Origin of the sequence: Rothia sp. HMSC069C03, from assembly GCF_001811075.1 — a bacterium.
GTDB lineage: Bacteria > Actinomycetota > Actinomycetes > Actinomycetales > Micrococcaceae > Rothia > Rothia mucilaginosa.
Window position 1 is genome coordinate 99622 of the sequence record NZ_KZ627133.1, and the last position, 24997, is coordinate 124618.

Below are 24997 nucleotides of genomic sequence, written 5' to 3' on the forward strand. Positions count from 1 at the left end.
TGACAGGTAAATACTATACGGGGTTTTTGAGTGTTTGCCAAATCCTTTGCCAATTACCCTGCGTTCCGCATGTTTCCGGGGCAGAACGGGGTGTTTTGCTTCGTTTTTGAGGAGTGCGAGCAAAATTTATTTTCATGGTGCCGGTCACATTTTCAGGGTTTTGGGGTGGTTGCTGGTCCCGTGAGGATAGCGGCGGGCACAGGATGTCCGCTGAGCGTCCACAAAATTTTTCAAAAGAGAATCACAAGAGAACGAAAAGGAGGGGTGGGGAACCAGGTTCCCCGCCCCTCCCCCATGAAATTTGCGTCAGAAATCCGCACCGGCAAAAACGCCAGGCTCATGTTTTTCTGGAGTCTCTAGAGTTCTTCGAAGAAGAGGCGTTCGTAGACCTTGCGGGCGTTGCGGGTTTGGCGCAGGTAGTCCTCTTCGAGGGCGCGTGCACTGCCGGCGGGGTATCCGCACCAGCGGGCGATTGCTTCCAAGTCGGCGCGTCCCGAGGGTAGGGTGTCGGATTGGCGCACGCCGCGCAGTACGTTGCCACCGCGAATCTTCGTGGCGAGCAGCCAGGCGCCGCTGAGGATTTCAGCATCCGCAGCTTCGACCAGCCCCGCCTCAACCGCCGCATTCAGCGCCTTCAGGGTGGAGGTGGTGCGCAGCCAGGGCACGGCGTGCGCGTGGCGTAGCTGTACGAGCTGGACGAGCCATTCCACGTCGGAGAGGCCGCCGCGGCCGAGCTTGAGCTGGCGGGTGCGGTCGGCACCGTGCGGCATGCGTTCGTTTTCAACGCGCGCTTTCATGCGGCGAATCTGCTGCACCTGTTCGGGCGTGAAAGTTGCCGGGTAGCGGTACGGGTCGATGAGCTCCACGAAAGCCTCGCCTAGCGCCTCGTCGCCGGCGATGGGGCGGGCGCGGGTGAGCGCCTGGAACTCCCAGGTTTCCGCCCAGCGTTCGTAGTAGGAGCGGTAGGAGTCCAGCGAGCGCACGATAGCGCCCTGCTTGCCTTCGGGGCGCAGATCGGCGTCCACTTCGAGGGGCCGTTCGGCGCGAATGGCGGGTTTGACGGGCTGTTTGAGGAGCGTCAGGGTGCGATTGACGATGCGTGCCGCCTGTTCCTGCACGGCGTCTTCGTCGGCCCCGTCGAGGGGTTCGTGAACGAACATGACGTCTGCGTCGGAGCCGAAGCCGTTCTCGGCGCCGCCGAGGCGGCCCATGCCGATGACGGCGATGCGGGTGAGCAGCTTCTCCCTCGCTGTCGCCTCAGCTTCGGCGGGTTCGGCGCCTTCCGGCGCCGTTTGGAGTTCACGCAGGGCAATCTGCAGCGCCGCACCGATCGTGCACTCGTCGACGGCGGCAAGACCGGCGCAGGTGTCCTCAATGTCGACGATGCCCAGGGTCCAGCCCATGGCGGTGCGCAGGGTTTCGCGGCGGCGCAGGTAGCGCACGGCGCGCATCGCTTCGGCGGCGTCCTCGTGGCGTGCCAGCAGGGAGGAAATCTCGGAGGCGAGCGCTTCCTCCCCCAGCGGTTTGAGGTCGGCGACCTTGTCCAGCCAGGCGATGGAGGCGGAGGCATCCTCGAGCAGGTCGGTCATGAGGCGCGAGCTGGAGAGTAGCTGGCTGAGGCGTTCTGCGGCTGCGGGTGAGTCGCGGAGCATGCGCAGGTACCAGCTGGTGCTGCCGAGCGATTCGGAGACGATGCGGAATCCGAGCAGGCCGGCGTCCGCATCCACACCGCGGGCGAACCAGCCCAGCAGCACGGGCATGAGGTGACGCTGAATGTCTGCGCTACGGGAAAGTCCCGTGGTGAGCGCCTTAATGTGGCGCATGGCGCCGCGCGGGTCGCGATAGCCAAGGGCTGCGAGGCGGTCCTGTGCCGCCTGTTCGCTGAGCACCACTTCGTCGCGGCTGAGCGTGGAGACGGCGGCGAGCAGCGGGCGGAAGAAGATCCGCTCGTGCAGTGAACGGACGTTCCGTTTAATTTTCTGCCATGCCTTGAGCATCTGCTCGGCAGAGAGCGTGCCGTTGCGTTCCGGGGAAAGGATCGAGCGGGCAAGGGCGCGCTGTTCGGCATCCTTTTCGGGCATCAGGTGGGTGCGGCGCAGCTGCTGCAATTGGATGCGGTGCTCGAGCACGCGCAGCTTCTTGTAGTCACGGCTGAATGCTTCGGCGTCGGTGCGGCTAATGTAGCTGACGGCGGTCAGCGCCGCGAGGGAATCCACGGTAGATTTGGTGCGCACAGCGGGGTCGGTTCGACCGTGCACGAGCTGCAGCAACTGCACGGTGAACTCAATATCGCGCAGGCCACCCGGGCCCAGCTTGATCTGGCGGTCTACCTGGTGTGAGGGAATGTTGTCGGTCACGCGGGCGCGCATCGCCTGCACGGATTCCACGAAGGATTCACGGGCGGCGGACTCCCACACGAAGGGGTCGATTGCGCGGGCGTAGCGGGCGCCCAGCTGCGCCGAACCGGCGATGGGGCGCGCCTTGAGCAGCGCCTGGAACTCCCAGTTTTCTGCCCAGCGCTTGTAATACTGAACGTAGGATTCGACGGTGCGAACGAGCGGGCCGTCCTTGCCCTCGGGGCGCAGGTTCGCGTCGACCTCCCAGAGGGCGGGTTCGGGTGCGGGGCCCATGATGGCGCGGGTGAGGGCGTGCACAAGCTCCGTGCCGATGGTGGAACATTCGTTCTCGGTGAGCTTGAGCGGGGCGCTCTCCCCCTCTACCCCGGCATTGGGTGTGGCGGCGAGTTCTACGGGCGCAACCACGTACACCACGTCAACGTCAGAGATGTAGTTCAGCTCGCGGGCACCGCACTTACCCATGCCGATAATCGCCAAGTCCAGGGCGTCTACGGCTTCGCCTCGGCGAGGAGCCGCCAGACCGGGGCCCAGCCCCTCCGCCACTTCGGTGCGGGCAATGGCGAGCGCCCCCTCCAGCGCGGCGGCCGCCAAATCGGCGAGGTGACGACCGATGGTGGGCATCATTTCGACCGGGTCTTCACAGCACACATCGAGCAGGGCGATGCGCGCCAGGGCGGCGCGGTAGGCGACGCGCAGGGTCACGTAGCCGTCTTTGCCGGTCTGCTCGGCGGCAACGCGCGGACGCTCCGCGTGGGGGTCGGCACCGAGGGCGGCGAGGATATCGCGGCGGTAGAGGGTGTCCAGCGGTGCGATGGGGGTCAGGAATTCCCCGTCGGTTTCCGGCAGAATCGACGCCGGGTGCTGGGAGCGAATCAGCGCGCTCTCCGCCGGGTACACCTGCGTGTCGAAGAGCGGGTCAATGTGCTCGGGGCGGCGGTAGAGAAAATCGCCAATCGCCTGGGAGGCGCCGAGCAGGCGGTACATGCCGAATTCTTCTTCGCCGCGGTTGGCGCGCTCAGCAACCGCCGGATGCTTCTCAATGAGGCGCACGAGGGCGGGCAGGGCAATATCCGGTGAGGGCGCGAGGCGCAGCCCGGCAAAGAGCGCATCCTGCGAGACGTGCTTCAGTTCGGGTGCGTTGAGCCAGCGTTCTGCCTTGGACGGGTCGTGGAAGCCGGTGGCAATCATGCGGGTGTGCAGGCGTAGCTGGGCTTTGCGTTCGGCTTCGGCGCGCTGCTCGTCGTCGAGCGCGTCGGGGGCGATGTCGGTCAGCGATTTGGGTTCTTTGGCGGGGTCGATAATGCGGATGAGCCCGGTGGTCGGGTAGTGGGAGCTGTCAGTCATAGCGTGAGAACCGTGGGTAGAGAACTGTGGGTGGAGAGTAGATCCGGGGTGGAAAGTATAAATTTCGCCGGCAAAAATCGGCGGCTAAAAATCGGCGGTGAACGGTGAAGACGATAGGTGCATTTGATAGACCTGTGGGCGGTACCCGCCGGCGTGTTGACCGGTAGCGGGTACCGCCCTGAGGCTGTCAGCGTTCACTCATCGTCAGAAGAGGTGAGAGAATCCAGCCGTTAGAGGATTCCGAGGTTGTGCTTGAGCTCATACGGGGTCACCTGAGCCTGGTACTGGTCCCAGTCGGCGCGCTTATTGCGCAGGAACTGCTCGAAGACCTGCTCGCCCAGAACCTCCGCCATGAACTCGGATTCTTCGGTAATGTTGATGGCTTCACGCAGGGATGCGGGCAGCGGGTTGTAGCCCATGGCGCGGCGTTCTGCGTTGGTCATGGCGGCGAGGTCCTCGGTCACGGCGGGCATGAGCGGGTACTCGTTTTCGATGCCCTTCAAACCTGCGGCAAGAATCACCGCGTAGGCGAGGTACGGGTTCGATGCCGAGTCCAGGCCGCGGTACTCGATGCGTGCGGACTGCATCTTGTTCGGCTTGTACAGGGGCACACGCACGAGGGCGGAGCGGTTGTTGTGGCCCCAGGAGACGTAGGAGGGCGCCTCGCCGCCGCCCCAGAGTCGCTTGTAGGAGTTGATGAACTGGTTGGTGACCGCGGTGAATTCGGGGGCGTGCTTGAGCACACCGGCGATGAAGTGGCGTGCGGTCTTGGACAGCTGGTATTCGGCACCGGCTTCGAAGAATGCGTTGGTGTCGCCTTCGAAGAGGGAGAAGTGGGTGTGCATGCCGCTGCCGGCGTACTTGGTGAAGGGCTTGGGCATGAAGGTTGCGTACATGCCGAGCGAGTAGGCGACTTCCTTGATGACGGTGCGGAAGGTCATGACGTTGTCGGCGGTCTGCAGGGCGTCGGCGTGGCGCAGGTCGATTTCGTTCTGGCCGGGGCCGGTTTCGTGGTGGCTGAATTCGACAGAGATGCCGACTTCTTCAAGCATGGTCACTGCCTTGCGGCGGAAGTCCTGCACGATGCCGCCGGGGGTGTGGTCGAAGTAGGATTCGTAGTCCACGGGCACGGGGAATCCGTCGGCGCCGAGCTTGGAGGATTCGAGCAGGTAGAACTCAATTTCGGGCGAGGTGTAGCAGGTGAAGCCCATCTCCGCAGCTTTGTTGAGCACGCGCTTGAGCACGCCACGGGTGTCGGAGGCGCTGATCTCACCGTCGGGGGTGAGCACGTCACAGAACATGCGGGAGGTGTAGTCTTCCTCGCCGCGCCAGGGCAGGATCTGGAAGGTGGAGGGGTCCGGCTGCAGCAGCATGTCGGATTCGTAGATGCGGGAGAAACCCTCAATCGAGGATCCGTCAAAGCCCAGGCCCTCGTCGAAGGCGCTTTCTACTTCAGCCGGTGCGAGCGCAACGGATTTGAGGGTGCCGACCACGTCGGTGAACCAGAGGCGGATGAAGCGGATGTCGCGCTCTTCGATGGTGCGCAGTACGAATTCCTGTTGGCGGTCCATAAGTTGCCCTCTCGGTGCGGGCGCGCATCCGCGTGGTACCCATCTGTGGGTGGCGGAGGCGCGCTAAATTTGCTGCCGAGGTGAGGAAGACCCTGTTGCGGAAGGTCATGCATACCCCTTGGGGTTCCAAGGGGTTGCGGCGGGTTGTGTACCAGCGGTGCTGGCGCCTCCTTGCCCCGGCGTGTGTCCTGTTGTTATCTAGCCTATCGGGTTCTGCTGTGTGGCGGGTGGGTGGGAGGTTTCGTTTGTGTAAATTCTCTTTTCGTGTGCCGCGGTAGCTCAGATTCTGGGCGGTATCGGGGGCCGCTCCCCCACTTTCTGCGGTGCGGGTTGTGTTCAGATACCTAGCAGATGACGGTTCGCGGGGCGTGGTCGGGGTCGCCTTGCGATAATGGGGGTATGCTACATTCCGTTCTTCTCTCATCAGCTTCGCAGGCGCTGTCCGCGCAGGTAGCGCCCGCACAGATTCCTCTAGCGGCAAGCACGCTGGTTGCTGCTGACCCCACCGGGCTTGAGTGGCTGCTACTTGTTGCCGCCCCCATTGTTTTCTTGGTGTTATATCTGGTCTGCCTTTTTGCGGTTGCGGTCTTTGGCCCGACAGTCATGAAGAATAACAAGACCGGTGGTGCGACCTACCTGCTGGACCGCCCCTCCCGTGTGGCGTTTAGGATTCGCACCCTGGCATTGTGGGCGCTGATTGGTGCGTTTATGGAGTTCATTTGGACCGGTTACACGGGCCGTTTGGGGTCGAGCGCGGCTATTCCGATCATTATTTTTAGCTGGTCGTGGAAGTACACTTTCTTCTTCTTGCCGCTTCAGGTAATTCGTTCCTGGTACGTTCACGCAAGCCGCGGCAAGTATGATGCACTGTCGGCTGAGGGTGCTCAGCGCCGTGAGAAGCTGAACCGTAAGAGCGCTTACGAGGTGTCGAAGATGATGCAGCGTAACCCGCAGCAGTTCGCCATGAATAAGGAGCTGCATACGCTGGCGCGCGGTCAGAAGATTGCGGGCGTGCGTCCGTTCCAGCACCTTGACGAGGCGGGCAAGAAGCGCCGCACGAACTATACGGTGGAGCTGGCTGTGGCGCTCATGCAGGCGCGTGCCATGAACCCCGGCAAGCTTCCGTCGGAGGCATTCGGCGAGAGCATCCTGGGTATGGGTGTTGGCATTACGTCTGATCGGGCGGTGGAGCAGACCTGGTTGACTCTGTGCACGGAGCGTATCAACGCGCCGGATGCGCCGAACTACCCGGATTCGCTGTACCCGGTGGCGGCTCGTTTTTCGCTGTTTACCACGATGTCGCTGTTGCAGCCGGTGATGGGTCGCCCCTATTCGCCGTTTACTGCGCCGGATGCGCGTCGTTTCGTGCCGCGTGATTTCTCGGCGGATACTGTGCTGTTGAAGACTGAGGAGCTGGGCAAGAAGGCTTTGGCGCAGAGCGCTATTTTCCGTCAGATTCATGAGCGTCTTCTGCCGTTGCATCGGCAGCAGCCTCAGCTGGTGGATGGCCGCGCCCTGGCGTATTGCGGTGCCCTGCTGGTAAGCGTGGCGAAGGCGGAGGCGGAGAGCCAGCGGTTGACGAGCCAGATTCTGGCGACGGCTGCTTCTGAGCGTGGCATCCTGTCCTTTGGCGTGTTCTCGCAGATTTCTGAGGATTATCAGTGTGTTCAGCGTCTGCTGAATCTGATGGTGAAGGCGACCGCCGACGTTGAGCGTTTCATCAACGCGGTGGAGGCGCTGGTGCAGATGCATTCTGGTCCGGTTCAGCCTTCCGGTATTGCATACGAGAAGGTGCAGATGGAGTATATCGCTGCTCTTCTGGACGTTATTGTCTTCTCTTCGCACGCCCCGCTTGCCGGTTCTATTCAGGCGTCTTACGCCCTGCTGAAGGCAGACTATGAGGCGTTTACTTTCAACACCACCGATGAGCTGAGCCTCAGCTACTGGCTGCAGTACGCGAAGAACGCGGTGAACGCCTGCGATACGGGCCTGTCCCAGGGCTATGAGGGTTTCTTCGATAACGATGCGGCGCTCCCGGCGTGGGAGTCCTACGCGGAGGACGTCGTGAAGAAAGTCTGCACCTATTCGATCATGCAGCTGTACTGGGATGCTCTGGTGCAGCAGGCGCTCATTCAGCGCGATTTGCCGCGTGAGTTTAGTGATGCTTCTTCCGCTGTTCCGGAGCTGATGAATAAGAACGCCGCTGCATCGTTCCCGACCTACTACATTAATCTCATCTGGAACTAGGCATAATCGTTCCCTCGTGGTGAGCGGTACGCCAGGTTGGAGCCGTGCAGGGTTAGAATAGTCAGCATGACTACTGAGCGTTCTTCCGAGATCTCTTCGCCCTACGCGGCACAGCCTGCCGCTACCTCTGCGGCTGTTCCCGCGACTGCTTCTGCATCGAAGCCTTTTGACCTGGACAGCGTCAAGAAGGTGCGTACCGTTCACCTGGCTCAGGCTAAGGCGACCGGTCAGAAGTTCTCCATGCTGACCTGTTATGACGCTCTGACGGCGCAGATTTTTGATCGCGCCGGCATCGACATGCTGCTGGTGGGCGATTCGGCGGCGAATGTGGTGCTCGGCTACGAGTCGACCCTAACCATTACCCTGGATGAGATGATTCCGCTGGTTGCGGCGGTTTCTCGCGGTGCATCCCGCGCCATGGTGGTTGCTGATTTGCCGTTTGGTTCTTATGAGCAGTCCCCGCAGCAGGCGGTGGCGAGCGCTGTTCGCATGATGAAGGAGGGCGGCGCGCACGCGGTCAAGATTGAGGCGGATGCCTCGATGGCTGAGTGGGTTCGTGCCCTGGTGCGTACCGGCATTCCGGTGGTGGCGCATGTTGGTTTCACTCCGCAGTCGGAGCATGCCCTGGGCGGTTTCCGTGTGCAGGGTCGCGGTGATGCGTCTGAGCGTGTTCGTGAGGATGCGGTGGCACTGGCTGAGGCTGGCGCGTTCTGCGTGCTCATGGAGATGGTGACTACCCAGACTGCGCAGCTGGTGGATGAGGCTGTGGGCGCTGTGCCGACTATCGGCATTGGTGCCTCGAATGTGACCACCGGTCAGGTGCTGGTGTGGCAGGACATGATGGGTGTTCGCGCCGGTCGCGTACCGCGTTTTGTGAAGCAGTTTGCGCAGGTCGGTCAGGTCATGGAGGACGCTGCGCGTGCTTATCGCGATCAGGTGCGTTCGGGTGAGTTCCCGGCGGCTGAGCACACTTTTGAGTAGGCTTTAGGCTGAGAAGAAAAGCTTGATGAAGAAAGACCCCCGTATCCGGTGCGCCGGGTGCGGGGGTCTTTCATCTCAGGCTGTATGTCTGTTGGGCGGCGTGCGCCTTGAGCAAGGCTGAGGGCGTTGAGCAAGGCTGAGGGTGCTCGTGCTTTAGAGCCAGCCGCCGTCCTTTTCCCAGGCGTCATTGCGTTCGCGGGCGCGGTCCATGGCGTGTGCCGCCTCCTCGTAGGTTTTGAAGGGGCCCCACAGGGAGGTGACGGCGCTCTGCTGGCCGCGTTCAACCTCGCCGGTTTTGAGGTTGTACCAGTACTCTTCTTCGTGGGCGCTGGTAGCGTCGGTGGCAGCGTGCAGGGTCTTTTCGACCGCCGATTCGATGGCTTCGCTCAGGCGGTGCTTGTGGTGGCTCATGGTTCTCCTTCGACGGTGAGGGGTTGGTGTTTCTAGCTTCTCACGCGCATAGGTTCGTGGCAATGAGGCGGGTGGAGCTTCTCACGGCGTTTCCCCTCCGCGGTCTTCCGCTGCTGCCTTCCACCCCGGCTTTCCGCCCTCACAGTTTTTGCCTCCAGCGTGCATGAAATTTTATTCACAATCTGGGAAAAAGGTACGGCTTGTGTATCCGCCGCTTTTTAGCGCCTGAGCAAGCGACACAACCCGCCCACGCCCGGTAAGATGAAACTATGTCTTCAACCAAAACGAATACTTCGCACAATCTTCCCGCAGAGCCCGGTCGAGCACCCGTCGGTTGTCTGACCCCCGGACGCATCACCCCCATGCACCCGGTCCCCTCGCACATTGTTCGCCCCGAGTACGTGGGTAAGCCCACCGCCAACGAGGGTAACGACTCGAACATGTACACCCCCGAGGAAGTTGAGCGGGTTCGCGCAGCCGGCAAGATTGCGGCAGGCGCCATCGTTGAAGCATCCAAGATTTGCGTGCCCGGCACCACCACCGACGAGATTGACGTGCTGGTCCACGAGTACATTTGCGACCACGGCGCGTACCCCTCCACCGTGGATTACCGCGGCTACCCCAAGTCCGTGTGCACCTCCCTGAACGAGGTCATCTGCCACGGCATCCCGGACTCCACCGTGCTGGAGGACGGCGACATCCTCAACCTGGACGTCACCGCATACCTGGACGGCATGCACGGCGACACCAACAAGACCCTGCTCGTCGGCAACGTGGACGAAGAGTCCCGCCTGCTGGTTGAGCGCACCGAAGAGTCCCTGAACCGTGCGATTAAGGCTGTGAAGCCGGGCCGCCAGATCAACGTGATTGGTCGCGTCATTGAGAAGTACGCTGCCCGCTTTGGCTACGGTGTGGTTCGCGACTACACCGGTCACGGTGTGGGCCGCGAGTTCCACTCGGGCCTCATCATCCCCCATTACGATGCGGCACCCGCCTACGACACCGAGATCCGTGAGGGCATGATTTTCACGATCGAGCCCATGCTGACCCTCGGCACCATCGAATGGGACCTGTGGGACGACGACTGGACCGTGGTCACCCGCGACCGCAAGCGCACCGCGCAGTTCGAGCACACCCTCGTGGTGACCGCTGACGGCGCGGACATCCTGACCCTGCCCTAATCCGCAGCCCTCTGGGTTTCCTGCTTGTGCTGATACGACTTGTGCAGGTACGAGCCCAGCACCTCACTTTTATATCAATTCACCCACTGACAAGCCCGCCCACTCACCCGATTGCACGGCGAAGGCGCGGGCGAAAGAGAGAAAACCATGAGCGAATACGCAGAACCCGGCGTCATCAACGAGCTGCCCGCCCCCACCCCCAAGGACCTGCAGATCGGTGTGGACATTGGAGGCACCGGTATTAAGGGCGGCATCGTTGACCTGCGCACCGGCGACCTCGTGTCCGACCGCTTCCGCATCGACACCCCCAAGCCCGCAACCCCCGAGGCTGTGGCTGAGGTCGTACGCCGCGTAGTCGACGAGCTGCAGGGCCGCGACCTGGCACCGGATCCCGAGTCGGCTGTCGGCATCGACTTCCCCGCAGTGGTGAAGAACGGCATGGTCTTCTCCGCAGCGAACGTGGACGACTCCTGGATTAACACCGACCTGGAGCAGGTCATGAGCGAGGCGCTGGACGGCCGCACCGTCTACGGCCTCAATGACGCTGACGCAGCCGGTCTGGCTGAGGCAACCTACGGCCAGGGCCGTAACCGTGACGGCCTGATTGCTGTCATCACCCTGGGCACCGGCATCGGCTCCGCCCTCATCAACGACGGCGTGCTAATCCCGAACACCGAGCTGGGCCACCTGGAGATCGACGGCCACAACGCCGAGTCTCAGGCTTCTGCCCGTGCCCGAGAGGTGCACGAGCTGTCCTGGAAGAAGTACGGCAAGCGCCTGTACCGCTACTTCGAGCACGTTCAGATGCTCTTCTCCCCCGACCTGTTCATCATTGGCGGCGGCATCTCCAAGAACCCGGAGAAGTTCATGCCTTACTTTGAGGATCAGATTCGTACCCCCATGGTCATGGCTGCCCTGCGTAACAACGCGGGTATTGTGGGTGCGGCACTGTGGGCTGGCGGCATGCTGCAGGAACGCAAGCGCCGCGGCGAAGCGTAAGGTCTCCTCAACCCACCCGCGGCCGCGTCAGCGCCGCGGCGAAGCGTAAGGGTTTGCTTCCTGCTATCCGCCTCGGATAGCGCTTCACATACGTACGAAGGGACCGCCTTCCGAATCATTCGGAAGGCGGTCCCTTCTGTATGCCGCCGCTCATGTAGCGGCGGCTGAGCTCATTAGCTACTGGGTTAGCTAGTGGCTGTGCTAGCTAGTTACTGGGCGATGCGGTCCTCACGCAGACGCGCAATCGCCTCCTCAAAGTCCTCAAGGTTCTCAAACGCCTGGTACACGCTCGCAAAACGCAGGTAGGCAACCGCGTCCAGCTTCGACAGCGGCTCCAGGATGGTCAGACCCACCTCGTGCGCGTTAATCTCCGCCAAACCGCGGGCACGAATCAGCTCCTCAACCTCCTGGGCGAGCTTCGCCAAATCATCCTCACCCACGGGGCGGCCCTGGCATGCCTTACGCACGCCGGCGGCAATCTTCGAACGGTCAAAAGGCTCGGTCACGCCGGAACGCTTAATCACCGAAATGGTGGTGGTTTCAACGGTCGTGAAGCGGCGAGCGCAGGAGGTGCACTGGCGGCGGCGGCGAATTGCGGCGCCGTCATCGGTGGTGCGGGAATCCACCACGCGCGAGTCGGTGTGCTTGCAATAGGGGCAGTACATTCGTTTCTCCTTGGCTGGGCGCTAGCGCCCGCGTATACAGCGCTCAAGAATATTTATACCTATTCTACCGTGATATAGAGCGGATACACCGTATGTTGTGAGTGAATATACGCTCAGGGTGGACTCTGCTATGCAGAATCCACCCTGTCGTTCCCCTCAGCGGGGGTTGTGCGTTGTTAGCGTGCGTTGTTTAGCGTCGAATGCAGCTCGGACCGAAAATCGTCTTGATTTCACCGAAGAGGCTCGGGTTCGGCTCCACGCGCACGCTCGCATCCAGCAGCACCAGCTGCTCCTTATCGCGGGTGCGCACGAGCATGCGCACATCCGCGGTGCCCTTGTGGTCGCGCAGGGTCTCCTTCAGCTCCTTCAGGTTCGCCTCGGTCACCAGGTACTCGGGTACCACGATAGTGATGGGTGCGGCGCGGCCGTCATCGCTGATTTCCAGGATCTGCAGTTCCTGCGCGCTCATGTTCACGCTGCCGTCGTCGCGGCGCTGCACGCGGCCACGAATCGAGCAGATGAGGTCGTCCGCCAGGGCAGCGCCCATCGTCTCGTAGGCGCGGGAGAAGAACATGACCGTAATGGTTGCACCCGAGGGGTCTTCCAGTTCCACGGAGGCGTACTGGTTACCGCTGGACTTGGCAATACGGCGTGAAACGCCGGTGAGCATACCCGCAATGGTGACGGTTTCGCCGTCGCGCACGTGCGAGTCTTCACCGATGATGTCGTGCACCGAATGGCTTGCGGCATCCGAGAGCGCACGTTCCAGGCCGCGCAGCGGGTGGTCCGAAACGTACAGGCCCAGCATGTCACGCTCAAAGTTCAGCTTCTCGCGGCGGTCCCACTCGGGCACGTCGGGGATGGTCACCGTCAGCTCGTCGCCGAGAGCATCGTCCATACCGAGGGAGCCGAAGAGGTCGAACTGACCCGCCGCTTCCTTACGCTTGACCGCCACGGCTGCGTCCACTGCCGCCTCGTGAATGAGGGACAGCGAACGGCGGGTATGGCCCAGGTCGTCGAAAGCGCCTGCCTTAATGAGCGACTCGATGGTGCGCTTATTGCACACCTGCAGCGGCACCTTCTTCAGGAAGTCGTTGAAGGACTCATAGCGGCCCTTCTCCTCGCGGGCGGCAATCATGCCTTCGACCACGTTCGCGCCCACGTTACGAATCGCGCCCATACCGAAGCGGATATCGTCACCGACAGGGGCGAAGGTCAGGGTGGATTCGTTCACATCCGGTGCGAGCACGGTAATGCCCATGGCGCGGCACTCGTTCAGGTACAGCGCGAGCTTGTCCTTGTTATCGCCCACGCTGGTCAGCAGCGCAGCCATGTACTCCTGCGGGTAATGCGCCTTCAGGTACGCCGTCCAGTACGACACCAGACCGTACGCAGCCGTGTGCGCCTTGTTGAACGCGTAGTCAGAGAACGGCAGCAGAATATCCCAGAGCGCCTTAATAGCGCCCTCAGAGTAGCCGTTAGAAATCATGCCGTCGTGGAAGGTAGCGTACTGCTTATCCAGCTCCGCCTTCTTCTTCTTACCCATCGCACGGCGCAGCAAGTCTGCCTCACCCAGAGTGTAGTTCGCGACCTTCTGAGCAATCGCCATAACCTGCTCCTGATACACAATAAGGCCGTAGGTGGTGTCCAGAATATCCTTCAGCGGCTCTTCCAGCTCAGGGTGGATTGGCTCGATCTCCTGCTTACCGTTCTTACGCAGAGCGTAGTTGGTATGCGAGTTTGCGCCCATCGGGCCGGGACGGTACAGCGCCAACACTGCCGAAATGTGCTCGAACTCCTCGGGCTCCATGAGCTTGAGTAGCGAGCGCATCGGGCCGCCGTCGAGCTGGAACACGCCGAGGGTGTCGCCGCGCGCCAGCAGACGGTACGATTCCGGGTCGTCCAGCGAGAGGGATTCAAGGTCCAGGTCGATGCCTCGGTTAGCCTTAATGTTCTCCACCGCATCAGAGATGATGGTGAGGTTACGCAGACCCAAGAAGTCCATCTTAATCAGGCCCAGGCCCTCACAGGTGGGGTAATCGAACTGGGTGATGACCTGGCCGTCGGCCTCGCGGCGCATCACGGGAATCACGTCTATCAGGTCCTTGCTGGACATAATCACGCCCGCAGCGTGCACGCCCCACTGACGCTTCAGACCCTCCAAGCCCTTCGCGGTTTCAAACACCTGGCCGTAAATCTTATCGACCGGGTCCTCAATGAGGGCACGCAAATCTGCCGCCTCGGCGTAACGCTTATCCTCTTCGTTGTACACGTTCGCCAGGGCGATGTTCTTACCCATGACGTCCGGCGGCATCGCCTTGGTGAGGCGCTCGCCCACCGAGTACGGCTGGTCCATCACGCGGGAGGCGTCCTTGAGCGCCTGCTTCGCCTTAATGGTGCCGAAGGTGACAATCTGCGCGACCTTGTCCTCACCGTACTTATCGGTCACGTAGTCGATGACCTCGCCGCGGCGACGATCGTCGAAGTCCACATCGAAGTCGGGCATGGAGACACGGTCGGGGTTGAGGAATCGCTCGAAAATCAGGTCGTGGTCGAGCGGGTTCAGCTCGGTAATGCGCATCGCGTACGCCACCATCGAGCCTGCACCGGAGCCACGGCCCGGACCCACGCGGATGCCGTTGCGCTTTGCCCAGTTGATGAAGTCGGCGACCACGAGGAAGTAGCCGGGGAAGCCCATGGAGGTAATAACCCCCACCTCGTACTCCGCCTGCTTACGCACAACATCAGGGATACCCTGCGGGAAGCGATAGTGCAGGCCCTTTTCAACTTCCTTCACGAACCAGGATTCCTCGTTTTCACCCTCGGGCACGGGGAAGTTCGGCATGTAGTTCGCCTTGGTGTTGAACTCCACGTTGCAACGTTCAGCGATTTCGAGGGTGTTCTCGCAGGCACCGGGAATGTCGCCGAATAGGGCGTACATTTCTTCTGCCGAGCGCAGGTAGAAGTTATCCGCGTCGAACTTGAAGCGCTTGGGGTCGGTGAGGGTCGAGCCGGACTGCACGCACAGCAGCGCCGCGTGGGCGGTGTGGTCTTCCTGGCGGGTGTAGTGCAGGTCGTTGGTGGCGACGAAGGGCAGGTTCAGCTTCTTGGCGAGACGGTGCAGATCCTCCTGGACGTTGCGTTCAATATCCAGGCCGTGATCCATGACCTCGCAGTAGAAGTTATCCTTACCGAAAATATCGCGGAATTCACTCGCCGCCTGGACCGCCTCGTCAAACTGGCCCAGGCGCAGGCGCGTCTGAACCTCACCGGAGGGGCAGCCGGTGGTGGCAATCAGGCCCTTCGAGTAGGTCTGCAGCACCTCGCGGTCCATACGCGGCTTGTACAGCTGACCTTCCAGCGACGCAATCGAGGAGGCGCGGAACAGGTTGTGCATGCCCTCGGTGGTTTCAGCCCACATGGTCATGTGGGTGTACGCGCCACCACCGGACACGTCGTCGCGGGAGCCGTCGCCCCAGCGCACACGCGAACGGTCGGTGCGGTGCGTGCCGGGGGTCAGGTACGCCTCCACACCGATAATGGGCTTGATGTCGTGCGCCTTAGCCTGGCGCCAGAAGTCGAAGGCGCCAAAGAGGAAGCCGTGGTCACTGGTCGCCATGGACTTCATGCCGAGTTCTTTAGCGTGGGTGAACAGGTCACCCAGGCGCGCGGCGCCGTCGAGCATGGAGTACTCGGTGTGCACGTGCAGGTGCGCAAAATCTTTGGTTGCCACGGATATCTCCTGATGATGTGGGCTGGAGGATGGGCGGTGAATGTGAAGCTGTGTGCGGCGGTCCGCGGACGGCTATACCTAGCCGGGTTGTCTAGCCGAGCTGAACCTTACCCTCGCGCAGAGCGGTCAGCGCGTAGGACAGGTCGAGCGGGTACTCGCTGGTGAAGGTCACGCGCTCACCGGTGCTGGGGTGATCGAAGCCCAGGCGGTGCGCGTGCAGCCACTGTCGGGTCAGACCCAGTTCGGCGCTGAAGCGCGGGTCGGCCCCGTAGGTCAGGTCGCCGCAGCAGGGGTGGCGCAACGCGGAGAAGTGCACACGAATCTGGTGGGTGCGTCCGGTTTCCAGGTGCACCTCCACCAGGGATGCGGGGCCGAACGCTTCGAGCACATCGTAGTGGGTGATGGAGTTGCGGCCGTCTTCAACCACGGCGAACTTCCACTCGTTGCCGGGGTGGCGACCGATGGGTGCGTCAATGGTGCCGCGCAGCGGGTCGGGCAGACCCTGCACGAGGGTGTGGTAGACCTTGTCCACGGTGCGTTCCTTGAAGGCTCGCTTGAGTTCGGTGTAGGCGCGTTCGCTGCGGGCTACGACCATCAGGCCGCTGGTGCCCACGTCCAGGCGGTGCACAATGCCCTGGCGCTCTGCCGCGCCGGAGGTAGCAACCGAAATGCCCTCGCCCATGAGCGCGGAAATGACGGTGGGGCCGTGCCAGCCGGGTGAGGGGTGTGCCGCCACGCCTGCGGGTTTGTCCACCACAACGATGTCGTCGTCCAGGTGCACGATGCGGAAGCCATCCACCTTTTCGGGGCGGATGTCCGCCAGATCGCGCGGTGCGGGTGCATCGACGACGACCTCGTCCCCTGCGGACAGCTTGTATGACTTACCAATTTTCACGGCCTTGCCGTTGTTGGTCACGGTCACGTGGCCGTCACGAATCCACCCGGAGGTTCGGGTGCGCGGCGCGTCGAGGGCACCGGCGAGCGCGGCGTCCAGGCGCATACCGGCGAGCGCGCCTTCAACGGTGAATTCGGCGCGGATGCGTGCCGAATCTTCGGCGGCGTTGGTGGTTTCGCTCATGCGGCTCTCCTTCGGGTGGTGTTTGCTTTGGTTGTCTGTGTGAGGGGTCGTCTGTGTGAGAACGTCTTAGTAGGCACGTGTGTCGGCAACGTAACCGTCGGCGCGTATGCCGGAACGGGGAGCTACTTGGCGCTCTTCCCTGCCGCATTCTTGTCGTCAGCCTGCACACGGGTTCCGTTGAGGTTCAGACCCTTGAAGTTCAGCAGCACGATGAACGCCATGCACACGCAGATTGCAGAGTCTGCAATATTGAAAATCGCGAAGTTCGGCACGGAAATAAAATCGACCACGTGGCCGGAACCGAAGCCGGGCTCACGGAAGAGACGGTCGAAAAGGTTGCCGCAGATACCGCCAAGCAGACCGCCTAGCGCGAGGGTCCAGGACAGGGCGCGGGTGCGGCGCAGCAGGTAGAGCACCACGGCTGCGGCGGCGACCATGACGAGGGTGAAGATCCAGGTGACGTTCTCGCCCATGCTGAATGCGGCGCCGGAGTTACGAATCGAGTACCACCACAGAAGCCCGTCAATGACGGTGATGCGCTCTCCCAACTGCATCTGGGTCACGACCAGGTATTTGGTGCCCTGGTCGATAGCGAACACGACGGCGGCGAGCACGAGCGCGAGAATCCCCGCGGAGCGTCCAGTAAGGATGCGCACGCGGCGTCCAGTAGCTTCTTCGGTGGTGTTTTCAGCGGCGTTATCGCTAGCCTGTGCGACTGAGGATTCAGCAGTCTTGGGGGTGTTGGTCATAGCTCTCCTCTAGTCTGTGCCGGTTGTTGCGCCTACGGTACGGAGGCAGGGCGCGCTCGCGTTCGGTAGTGCCCCTCTAGCTTAGCAAATCGGGGTAGCGCATCGAGTATTCGGGGGTGATGTGGCGGTTACTCTCCCCCGCTTCGCACGCTGGGTTTTTAGGCCGTGCCGGGCGGGCATGAGAATACCGCCCGGTTCTTTCGATCTTCCCCGGTGAATAGCGGTGGAAGAGAAAGAATCCGGGCGGCATACGCTTCAAAGCGTCGTTAGCTTATTTAGGCACACTGATTTATGCGGAAGCCTCGATGGACTTGAGGTTTTTCAGCTCCTGAACCTGTGCGTCCAGGTGCTGCAGCAGCTTGGAGCGGTAGCGGCTCTCGAAGCCACGCAGAGCCTCAACAGCGATCTCCAGCTCTTCCTTCTCGTCGGTGAGGCGGGAGAGAACCTCTTCGCGCTGCTGCTGAGCTTCGCTCACCATAGCGTCTGCCTTCCTCTCTGCCTCTTCGAGCAGTTCAGCCTTAGCCTTCTCGCCCTGTGCCACGTAGTCGTCGTGAACCTTCTGTGCCATGGCGAGTAGCGCCGCCGCGTCCTGAGGTGCAGCCGATGCCGCCGAGGACTGTGCGGGTGCTACAGCCGCTGCCGGAGAATCGGGTGCGTTTGCAGAGAGCTGCTCAACCTGACGTTCCAGGGCGTCACGCTCGGAGTAGAGTGCGCGCAGTTCGACAACAAGCTCGTCCAGGAAGTCATCGACCTCGTTGCGGTCGTAACCGGACTCTTCGGTTACGATTTTGAAGCTCTTAGTGATCAGGTCTTCGGGGGTGATTGCCATGGGCTTCTCCTCTGGGTATCCCTACGGGGTTTGGTGGTGATGTTGAGTGCCGCGGATTCACCAGCCAGATAGGGCGTGGCCCCAATATTTCAGGGTCCCGATGATTCAGGGCATGGTCATGCCGCGATGCAGTCGTTGGCACCAATTCTACTATTCTTTGGTTTCTGTGCCCGGTTATACGTCGGTTGAATCGTAAAATATTCGCTCTGCGCTAGGGTGGGATTCACCACGTCTAATATCCGCCCTAGTCCCCGCTATCGCCCTTGTATTTTCTGCCCTGCGGTGCATTTTGAGAAGGTTTTCGAGACGGCATTTTGACGCTCCCCAGATAGAACACAGGTACTGAACACAGGTACAGAACACAGGTACAGAAAACCCCCGCTCTGTACTCAACCCGTGAACGGGTCAAGCAGGCGGGGGTCTATCGTTTGTGCTCGTCAGCTGTCGTCTCTTAGCGGAGTACGCGCTTACGAGAAGGTCGCGGTCATCCGCATCATGATGCTCAGCAGCAAAGACAACAGAACAATCAGAATCAGGAAGCCGGTGTCCAACGCAACGTTACCCACACGAACCGGCGGGATCAGGCGGCGCAGCTGGTTCATCGGCCAGTCAGTCACCGCATACACGCCGCTGGCGAAGAGCAACACAATGCCCTTGGGTCGCCACTCCGGAGCGAACATGCGCACCCAGTCAAAGAGCATGCGCAGCAACATCGCAATGTAGAGAACGTAGACGACAATCGTAATGAGGGCGAAAATATAACCCATCTATCAGTCCTTAGCCCTGGTCGAAGGGGAATTCGCCGTCGGTCTCAAAGCCGGCGGGAACCTCGGAGTTAGCCACACCCAGAACCTCCAGGTTGGAGGGGGTCAGCAGGAACACCTTAGCGGTGACGCGCTCAATGCGGCCTTCCAGTGCGAATGCCAGACCGGATGCGAAGTCCACCAGGCGCTTTGCGTCTGCGTCAGGCATTTCTTCCACGTTCATAATCACGGGGATGTTCTCGCGGAATGCCTCACCAATGATCTTTGCGTCATTGTAGGAGCGGGGGTGGATAGTGGTGATGCGACGCAATTCGTCCTCTTCTTCCTCGTAACCGTAGGTGTATCCGTTGGTTTCTTCGGGCTCGTAGCCCTGGTCGTAGTAGCCGTCGTTGGAGTACGTCTCGGCGTACTGCTCGGTATATTCGGTATTCGGCACCGGGGTTTCCTCCCAATTGTCTGCGCTGACGTCGTCCCAAGTCTGCTCGGTTTCTGCCAGATCAGCTGTGGTTTCAGGTGTATGAGCGGTGGCGTATGCCGCTGCATCTACGGTTGCTCGTCCGTCGGCAGATTCTTCTGCGTCCAGATACTCGGTTTCTGTACCGTCATCGTAGCTATCAGCCTGCAGGTACTCTTCCTGTTCAGTATAGGCGGGTTCGTCCTGCGGGTGGTAGGTTTCGCTCTGCGACTCGGCGACGCTGTACTGTGCCGAGCCGGGCAGTGCTGAGAGCCTGTTGGCGCTGTCGGTCTTCTGTGCTGTAGCAGCCTGCCTTGCGGAGGCATTCGCCTCCTTGCGGGTGTCAGCCTGCACAGCCTGCGGGGATTCTTCCGGCGTCGCCTCGGCGTCCTGGTATCGTTCCAGGCCGAGGAAACCCGCCAGACGGCTTTGCTTCGCCATGATTCTCTCGCTGTTCTTTGCTTGTGATGTACAGGGTCTGCCGTGGTGCTTCGTCAGAAGGTGAGTGCGTGACGGTACGCCATGCACCGGCATGTATATATTACCAGCGCCCACCCCGCGCAGGCGGTCAAGGGCACCGATGATTATGCCGCAGGTCTGCACCGAAAGCAGCCCAGCGCTCGAAAAATAGCCCAGGGCTCGAAAGGGCAACGCACGGCACGTAGCTTAGGCGAGGCTAAAGCGCCGGGCGCTTACCCATGATGTCGCTACCCACGCGTACGCAGGTCGAACCCCAACGCACCGCCGCCTCCAAATCCCCGCTCATACCGGCAGAAATCTCGGTCGCGTGCGGCACCTGCTCACGCACCAGCGACGCCAAACCGTAGAGCTTCTCAAACGCCGCATCCGGGTTCATGCCCAGCGGCGCCACCGCCATCACACCGCCACAACGCAGATGCTCGTGGTTCTCGATGCGTTCCACCAGCTCCAGCAGCTCGGAGGCGCTCGTACCACCGCGCGCGCCCTCAGCGGCGTGGCCAGCCGTCGCGACCTCCGCCAGGGACACCTGCACCAGGCAGGTCAGCGCGCCCTGCTCCGCCGCCGCGGGTGCGGGCGCCTCCCCCGCTTCAAAGCGTGCCAGCTGGTTTGCGTACGCCTTCGCCAGCGCGTCTGCCAGGGAGGGGCGGTCCACCGAATGCACGCTGGAGGCATACTTGACCACAGACTTCGCCTTGTTCGTCTGCAACTGGCCAATAAACGCCCAGTGCGGGGGCTGCACCTCACGCTGGGCACAGTATGCGGCGAGCTCACGAGCCTTCGCGCTCGCCTCCTGGTCGCGGTTCTCACCGAAGAGAGTCACTCCCCCATCCAGCAGCGCCGCCGCGTCGGAGGCGGGGAAGAACTTCGTGACCGTCACCAGCTGCACCGGGGCGCTCGCCTCGGTACGCACTGCGCTGTGGTCCTGCTCCGCGGCGCGGATACGCTCAAGCACTCGGCGGTAGTTCTGCAGCAGCTGCTCGGCACGTTCGGGAGTGTACTGCAGGTTCTCTTCTACGTTCATTTCAGACATCTTCTCTCCTTCAGCGGATTCTATCTTTAGCAGCTCTAGGCGGCAGGCTCTGCCGCCTTCTCGATCCACACCAGACCCGCGATACGGCCCGGCTTCTCACCGCGGTTCGTGAACCCGCGATGCGAATACACCTCGGGCTCCTCAAACGTGCACTGCGCACAGTCCATGCTCACCTGCACGCCCGCCTCCTCGAGCACGGCGCGGGCACCGGCGGGCAGGTCCAGGCCGGGGGTCTGCTGGCTGGTCACCGAATGCACCTGCGGAATCAGTTCGGTGGACTCGATGCGCATCGCCTCGGGCACCTCGTAGCAGCTACCGCAAATGCTCGGACCCAGCCAGGCGGTAATTTTCTCCGCGCCGAGCTGACGCATCCGCTGCACGGTCTGCTGGAGCACGCCGTCAAGCAGGCCGCGGCGGCCAGCGTGAGCCACCGCCAGGATCGGTTGCCAGTTCGCGACCCGCTCACCCACCAGCACCACGGGGATGCAATCGGCAACCATAATCGCCAGGGGCACGCCCTCACTGCTAATCGCCGCATCGGCGACCGGGGAGTTCTCCAGCACCGCGCGGGCACGCTCAACCGTACGCTCCTGCGGGGCACCGGGTGCGCAGGATTCCACTTCATAATCTTCCGGGTAGGCAATCTGCACGCCGTGCACCTGGTTCAGGTAGAAGAACGGCTCGGTACCCAGCGCTTCCTCCAGCGCGGCACGGTGGTTGAGGGTGCGCACCAGGGAGGCATCCATACCGCCGCCGAGCTCATCATCCACATGCAGGCCCAGGTTGCCCGCCGCGCGGGAGGTGAAACCCACCCGCACACGCCAGGGACCCAGGGTGCGGGTAGCGGCAGAGGCAAGCAGCGAAGTTTTGGGGTTATCGCTCATCTTCTATTCCTTCATCAGATGTCAGCGGGTATAACGGCGGGTATAGCAAAGGGGAGCCGAGAACAGCACAATGTGCGTGTTTCTCAGCTCCCCTATAGCTTCATAAGACTCTCAGCCGTGCAACGCCTATGCGTTCACAGCCGGGCAGACTACTTCAGGAAGTCAGGGACGTCCAGGGTGTCGCGGCGAGCCGGAGCTTCCTCCACAACCGGGGGAAGGTCAACGTCGAAGCCAGCAGCGCCGGTGGAAGCCGGAGCAGCAGCGGGTGCGTTGTAGCCGTAGCCGTTAGCAGCCGGAGCAGCCGCAGCAGTGGAACCGCCGAAGGATGCCTGGGTGCGCTGAGCCTGAGTAGCCGCAGCAGTAGAAGCGTTGGAGTTGGTCTCCGGGTTCACTGCGTCAAAGCCAGCAGCAATCACGGTCACGCGAGCCTCATCGCCCAGTGCGTCATCAATAACCGCACCGAAGATGATGTTTGCGTCGGGGTGAGCAACTTCCTGAACCAGGCGTGCAGCCTCGTTGATCTCGAACAGACCCAGGTCGGAGCCACCCTGAATGGACAGCAGAACGCCGTGTGCACCGTCGATGGATGCTTCCAGCAGCGGCGAAGCGATAGCCAGCTCAGCTGCCTTCACGGCACGGTCCTCACCGGATGCCGAGCCGATACCCATCAGAGCCGAACCTGCACCCTGCATGACGGACTTAACGTCAGCGAAGTCAAGGTTGATCAGGCCGGGGGTGGTGATCAGGTCGGTAATGCCCTGCACACCGGAGAGCAGAACCTGGTCAGCGGACTTGAATGCGTCCAGCATGGAGACGTTACGATCCGAAATCGACAGCAGTCGGTCGTTCGGAATAACGATCAGGGTATCAACCTCATCGCGCAGAGCAGCGATACCGGTCTCAGCCTGGTTGGAGCGGCGACGGCCTTCGAAGGTGAAGGGGCGGGTCACCACACCAATGGTCAGAGCACCGAGGGAGCGGGCAATACGTGCCACGACAGGTGCGCCACCGGTACCGGTGCCACCACCCTCACCTGCGGTCACAAAGACCATGTCTGCGCCCTTGAGGACTTCCTCAATTTCCTGCGCGTGATCCTCGGCTGCCTGACGGCCAACCTCGGGGTTTGCGCCCGCGCCAAGACCGCGGGTCAGCTCACGACCAACGTCCAGCTTAACGTCTGCATCGGACATCAGCAGAGCCTGAGCGTCAGTGTTGATAGCAATGAACTCAACGCCGCGCAGACCAACCTCAATCATGCGGTTGACTGCGTTGACGCCACCGCCGCCGATACCAACGACCTTGATGACTGCCAAGTAGTTCTGGGGAGTTCCAGCGTCCATGTATTCCTCGATTGTTCCGTGTTCCAGCTTCGGAAGACCCGCAGCTTAATCTAAGCCTGAAGGTTTCCTCTAAAGAATGACTTTATCTGCTAGGATACCAAACTGTTTTTGTCGGTTCCTAGTCACACAGCGCAATTACCCCCTCTTTTTGCGGATTTCACACAAAAAGGGAGGATAAAGCGCCTGAATGGTTCCCCTAACGGGTCACCGGTACGCGCGGGGCAGACACGTCATAGACGGTCACCTTCTGCGTCTGTGCCTCGGAAGATTTCTCCTCCTGAGCACGTTTGGCAATAGCCTGGCGCAGGGAGAGCAGGACCTTCGCCTTCAACTCGCTCTCTTCAGCGGTTCCCCACTGCACCGTAGTATTATCCCTCAAGGTTAGAGTGATACTTGAGGTTGACGTAGCGCCGGCTTCCTTAACCTGAGCTAGAAGTTCAGAGGGCATTGCCGAAAGCGCGGTAGAAATAGTGCGGAACTCAGCCGAAGTCTGCGGGTCATCACCGCTGAAACGAACCAGCGGCACCGACGTATCGGGCTGAGTTGCCGACTCCAGAAGGCTCACACCATCGCTATCAACAGTATGGTACGTATCGCCCTGCTTCACAACCGCAACTGCGGTACGCTCCTTCAGAGTCACCATCAGCTCATGCGGCGGACGGCTCTCCACCTGCACGCTACGAATCACATTATCCTGCCCAATCAGCTCACGCACCTTCTTCTCGTCGATGCGAGTGAGCGGAACACCGCGCAGAAGCTCCAGCTTCTGCTCCACCTGAGTAGTTTCCAGCAGGGATGCGCCGCGCACCGTAATCTTCTGAGTCGCCAACAGGGGCGAGAAGAAGACCAGCACCACGTACAGCACCGCAATAATAGCCAGCACCGAGGCGGTGTACAGCAGCTTACGGGCACGAGTCAGAGGCGCACGCTCCTTACGGGGGCGTTCCTCAGCACGCAGGCCGTCCAGGCCCGGATCCTGACGCAGACGCTCACGGTGAGCCTGACGGCTCGCACGCTCGCGCTCCTTCTCAATCTCCGCGGCACGCTGCTGCTCACGCTCGGCACGCCAACGACCAAAACGGCTCGCGGGGCGAGGCTCTTCAACAGCCTTCTCCCCGGCCTTATCAGCGCTTTCTTCGGCGTTTTCTTTAGCCTTCTGAGCGGCAGACTCTTCGCGAGATTCAGCAGAATCGGCAGATGCCTTATCAGCGGTGGACGCCGACTTCTTGCCAGCTTCCTTATCGCTGCCTTTACCTGCACTCTTCACCGACTGCGAGGATGCAGTCTGAGCAGAGCCGCTCTGAGCAGAGGCACCCTTGGCGGATGAAGTCTTCGACGAGGAATCCTCATACGCTTCAACATCAAACAGCTCAGGCGCGTGCTCAACCTCAGACACGGTACGACCGGTCATCAGCGCAGAACGCACCGAATCCTTCAAAGACTGTGCCGAAGAATGAACCGCCGCAGCGCTCTTGGAAGCCGAAGAATCAGCACCGTTCTGGCTATGCGACTTATGCACCACCGGCTTACGCGGCATGTGTCGCACGGAGCTCGAAGACTGAGTAGCGGAAGGCTGGGTAGCGGCAGACTGCGCGCCAGAAGGCTGGGCAGAAACCTCGGAGGTTGCAGACACAGCAGGCTTAACGGCATTAGTCTGCGTAGCACCAGTCGGCTGGGCTTCAGCATGAGGGGCTTCAACCTTTGTTACCGAAACCTTCACCGTCTGAGACTGCACGGACTGAGACTGCGCAGATTCAGCCTGCACAGGCTCAGATTTCTTAGCCTCAACCTGCACATTCTCAGCTACCTGCTGGGCGCGCAAATGAGCACGCGAACGCGGAGCCTTCGGTGCGCGCGAGGAGGAATACCCCTCCGAAGAGAGACCAGAACTCATCGGCAC

At 61.5% G+C, this 24997-nt stretch carries 17 protein-coding genes and 1 pseudogene; 4 read left to right on the forward strand and 14 right to left on the reverse strand.

Annotation, left to right across the window (positions count from 1 at the left end; genetic code table 11):
* Nucleotides 1–356: 356 nt before the first annotated feature.
* On the reverse strand, nucleotides 357–3701 hold the full coding sequence (locus tag HMPREF2779_RS01730; RefSeq protein WP_199774545.1) for a bifunctional [glutamine synthetase] adenylyltransferase/[glutamine synthetase]-adenylyl-L-tyrosine phosphorylase: 3345 nt from the start codon (nucleotides 3699–3701) through the stop codon (nucleotides 357–359).
* A 230-nt stretch (nucleotides 3702–3931) separates the two neighbouring features.
* Complete coding sequence (gene glnA, locus HMPREF2779_RS01735) at nucleotides 3932–5272, reverse strand: type I glutamate--ammonia ligase (protein ID WP_012903787.1); 1341 nt, start codon at nucleotides 5270–5272, stop codon at nucleotides 3932–3934.
* 399 nt (nucleotides 5273–5671) lie between these two features.
* Here glnA and HMPREF2779_RS01740 point away from each other — a divergent pair, with 399 nt between their 5' ends.
* Together HMPREF2779_RS01740 and panB are read left to right on the forward strand one after the other, a co-directional pair.
* Nucleotides 5672–7519 carry a geranylgeranyl pyrophosphate synthase gene (locus HMPREF2779_RS01740; protein WP_105360664.1) on the forward strand — a complete coding sequence of 616 codons (1848 nt, stop codon included), beginning with the start codon at nucleotides 5672–5674 and terminating at the stop codon, nucleotides 7517–7519.
* 66 nt (nucleotides 7520–7585) lie between these two features.
* The gene (gene panB / locus HMPREF2779_RS01745; RefSeq protein ID WP_070687120.1) at nucleotides 7586–8500 is read left to right on the forward strand and encodes a 3-methyl-2-oxobutanoate hydroxymethyltransferase; all 915 of its coding nucleotides are present in this window, start codon (nucleotides 7586–7588) and stop codon (nucleotides 8498–8500) included.
* A gap of 153 nt (nucleotides 8501–8653) precedes the next feature.
* On the opposite strand, the gene HMPREF2779_RS01750 is transcribed toward panB, so the two are convergent.
* Nucleotides 8654–8911 (reverse strand): hypothetical protein, encoded by a 258-nt coding sequence (locus HMPREF2779_RS01750; protein ID WP_105360665.1) that lies wholly within the window; start codon nucleotides 8909–8911, stop codon nucleotides 8654–8656.
* 269 nt (nucleotides 8912–9180) lie between these two features.
* Between HMPREF2779_RS01750 and map the strand changes: the two genes are divergently transcribed.
* The gene (gene map, locus HMPREF2779_RS01755) at nucleotides 9181–10092 is read left to right on the forward strand and encodes a type I methionyl aminopeptidase (RefSeq protein ID WP_105360666.1); all 912 of its coding nucleotides are present in this window, start codon (nucleotides 9181–9183) and stop codon (nucleotides 10090–10092) included.
* 147 nt (nucleotides 10093–10239) lie between these two features.
* A complete protein-coding gene (gene ppgK / locus HMPREF2779_RS01760; protein WP_070687122.1) occupies nucleotides 10240–11091 on the forward strand; it encodes a polyphosphate--glucose phosphotransferase in 852 nt (283 codons plus the stop codon).
* Between the two features lie 209 nt (nucleotides 11092–11300).
* On the opposite strand, the gene nrdR is transcribed toward ppgK, so the two are convergent.
* From nrdR to HMPREF2779_RS01815, 11 genes and pseudogenes are all read right to left on the reverse strand, one after another.
* On the reverse strand, nucleotides 11301–11756 hold the full coding sequence (gene nrdR / locus HMPREF2779_RS01765) for a transcriptional regulator NrdR (RefSeq protein WP_005506525.1): 456 nt from the start codon (nucleotides 11754–11756) through the stop codon (nucleotides 11301–11303).
* Between the two features lie 190 nt (nucleotides 11757–11946).
* Complete coding sequence (dnaE, locus tag HMPREF2779_RS01770) at nucleotides 11947–15489, reverse strand: DNA polymerase III subunit alpha (RefSeq protein WP_105360667.1); 3543 nt, start codon at nucleotides 15487–15489, stop codon at nucleotides 11947–11949.
* Nucleotides 15490–15580: 91 nt separating this feature from the next.
* Nucleotides 15581–16567 (reverse strand): RluA family pseudouridine synthase, encoded by a 987-nt coding sequence (locus HMPREF2779_RS01775; RefSeq protein ID WP_105360668.1) that lies wholly within the window; start codon nucleotides 16565–16567, stop codon nucleotides 15581–15583.
* Nucleotides 16568–16689: 122 nt separating this feature from the next.
* Nucleotides 16690–17316 (reverse strand): signal peptidase II, encoded by a 627-nt coding sequence (lspA, locus tag HMPREF2779_RS01780; protein ID WP_105360669.1) that lies wholly within the window; start codon nucleotides 17314–17316, stop codon nucleotides 16690–16692.
* A 289-nt stretch (nucleotides 17317–17605) separates the two neighbouring features.
* The gene (locus HMPREF2779_RS01785; protein ID WP_049345219.1) at nucleotides 17606–18145 is read right to left on the reverse strand and encodes a DivIVA domain-containing protein; all 540 of its coding nucleotides are present in this window, start codon (nucleotides 18143–18145) and stop codon (nucleotides 17606–17608) included.
* A gap of 467 nt (nucleotides 18146–18612) precedes the next feature.
* A complete protein-coding gene (locus HMPREF2779_RS01790; RefSeq protein ID WP_049340717.1) occupies nucleotides 18613–18912 on the reverse strand; it encodes a YggT family protein in 300 nt (99 codons plus the stop codon).
* A gap of 10 nt (nucleotides 18913–18922) precedes the next feature.
* Nucleotides 18923–19234 (reverse strand): annotated as a pseudogene (locus HMPREF2779_RS09095) (cell division protein SepF); the annotation flags it as partial.
* Between the two features lie 805 nt (nucleotides 19235–20039).
* Nucleotides 20040–20873: a YggS family pyridoxal phosphate-dependent enzyme gene (locus tag HMPREF2779_RS01800; protein ID WP_070687130.1), complete on the reverse strand. Its 834-nt coding sequence runs from the start codon at nucleotides 20871–20873 to the stop codon at nucleotides 20040–20042.
* A 35-nt stretch (nucleotides 20874–20908) separates the two neighbouring features.
* The gene (locus HMPREF2779_RS01805) at nucleotides 20909–21757 is read right to left on the reverse strand and encodes a purine nucleoside phosphorylase YfiH/LACC1 family protein (protein ID WP_070687132.1); all 849 of its coding nucleotides are present in this window, start codon (nucleotides 21755–21757) and stop codon (nucleotides 20909–20911) included.
* Between the two features lie 149 nt (nucleotides 21758–21906).
* A complete protein-coding gene (gene ftsZ / locus HMPREF2779_RS01810) occupies nucleotides 21907–23097 on the reverse strand; it encodes a cell division protein FtsZ (RefSeq protein WP_005507755.1) in 1191 nt (396 codons plus the stop codon).
* Nucleotides 23098–23293: 196 nt separating this feature from the next.
* Nucleotides 23294–24991: a cell division protein FtsQ/DivIB gene (locus tag HMPREF2779_RS01815; protein ID WP_105360670.1), complete on the reverse strand. Its 1698-nt coding sequence runs from the start codon at nucleotides 24989–24991 to the stop codon at nucleotides 23294–23296.
* Nucleotides 24992–24997 lie beyond the last annotated feature (6 nt).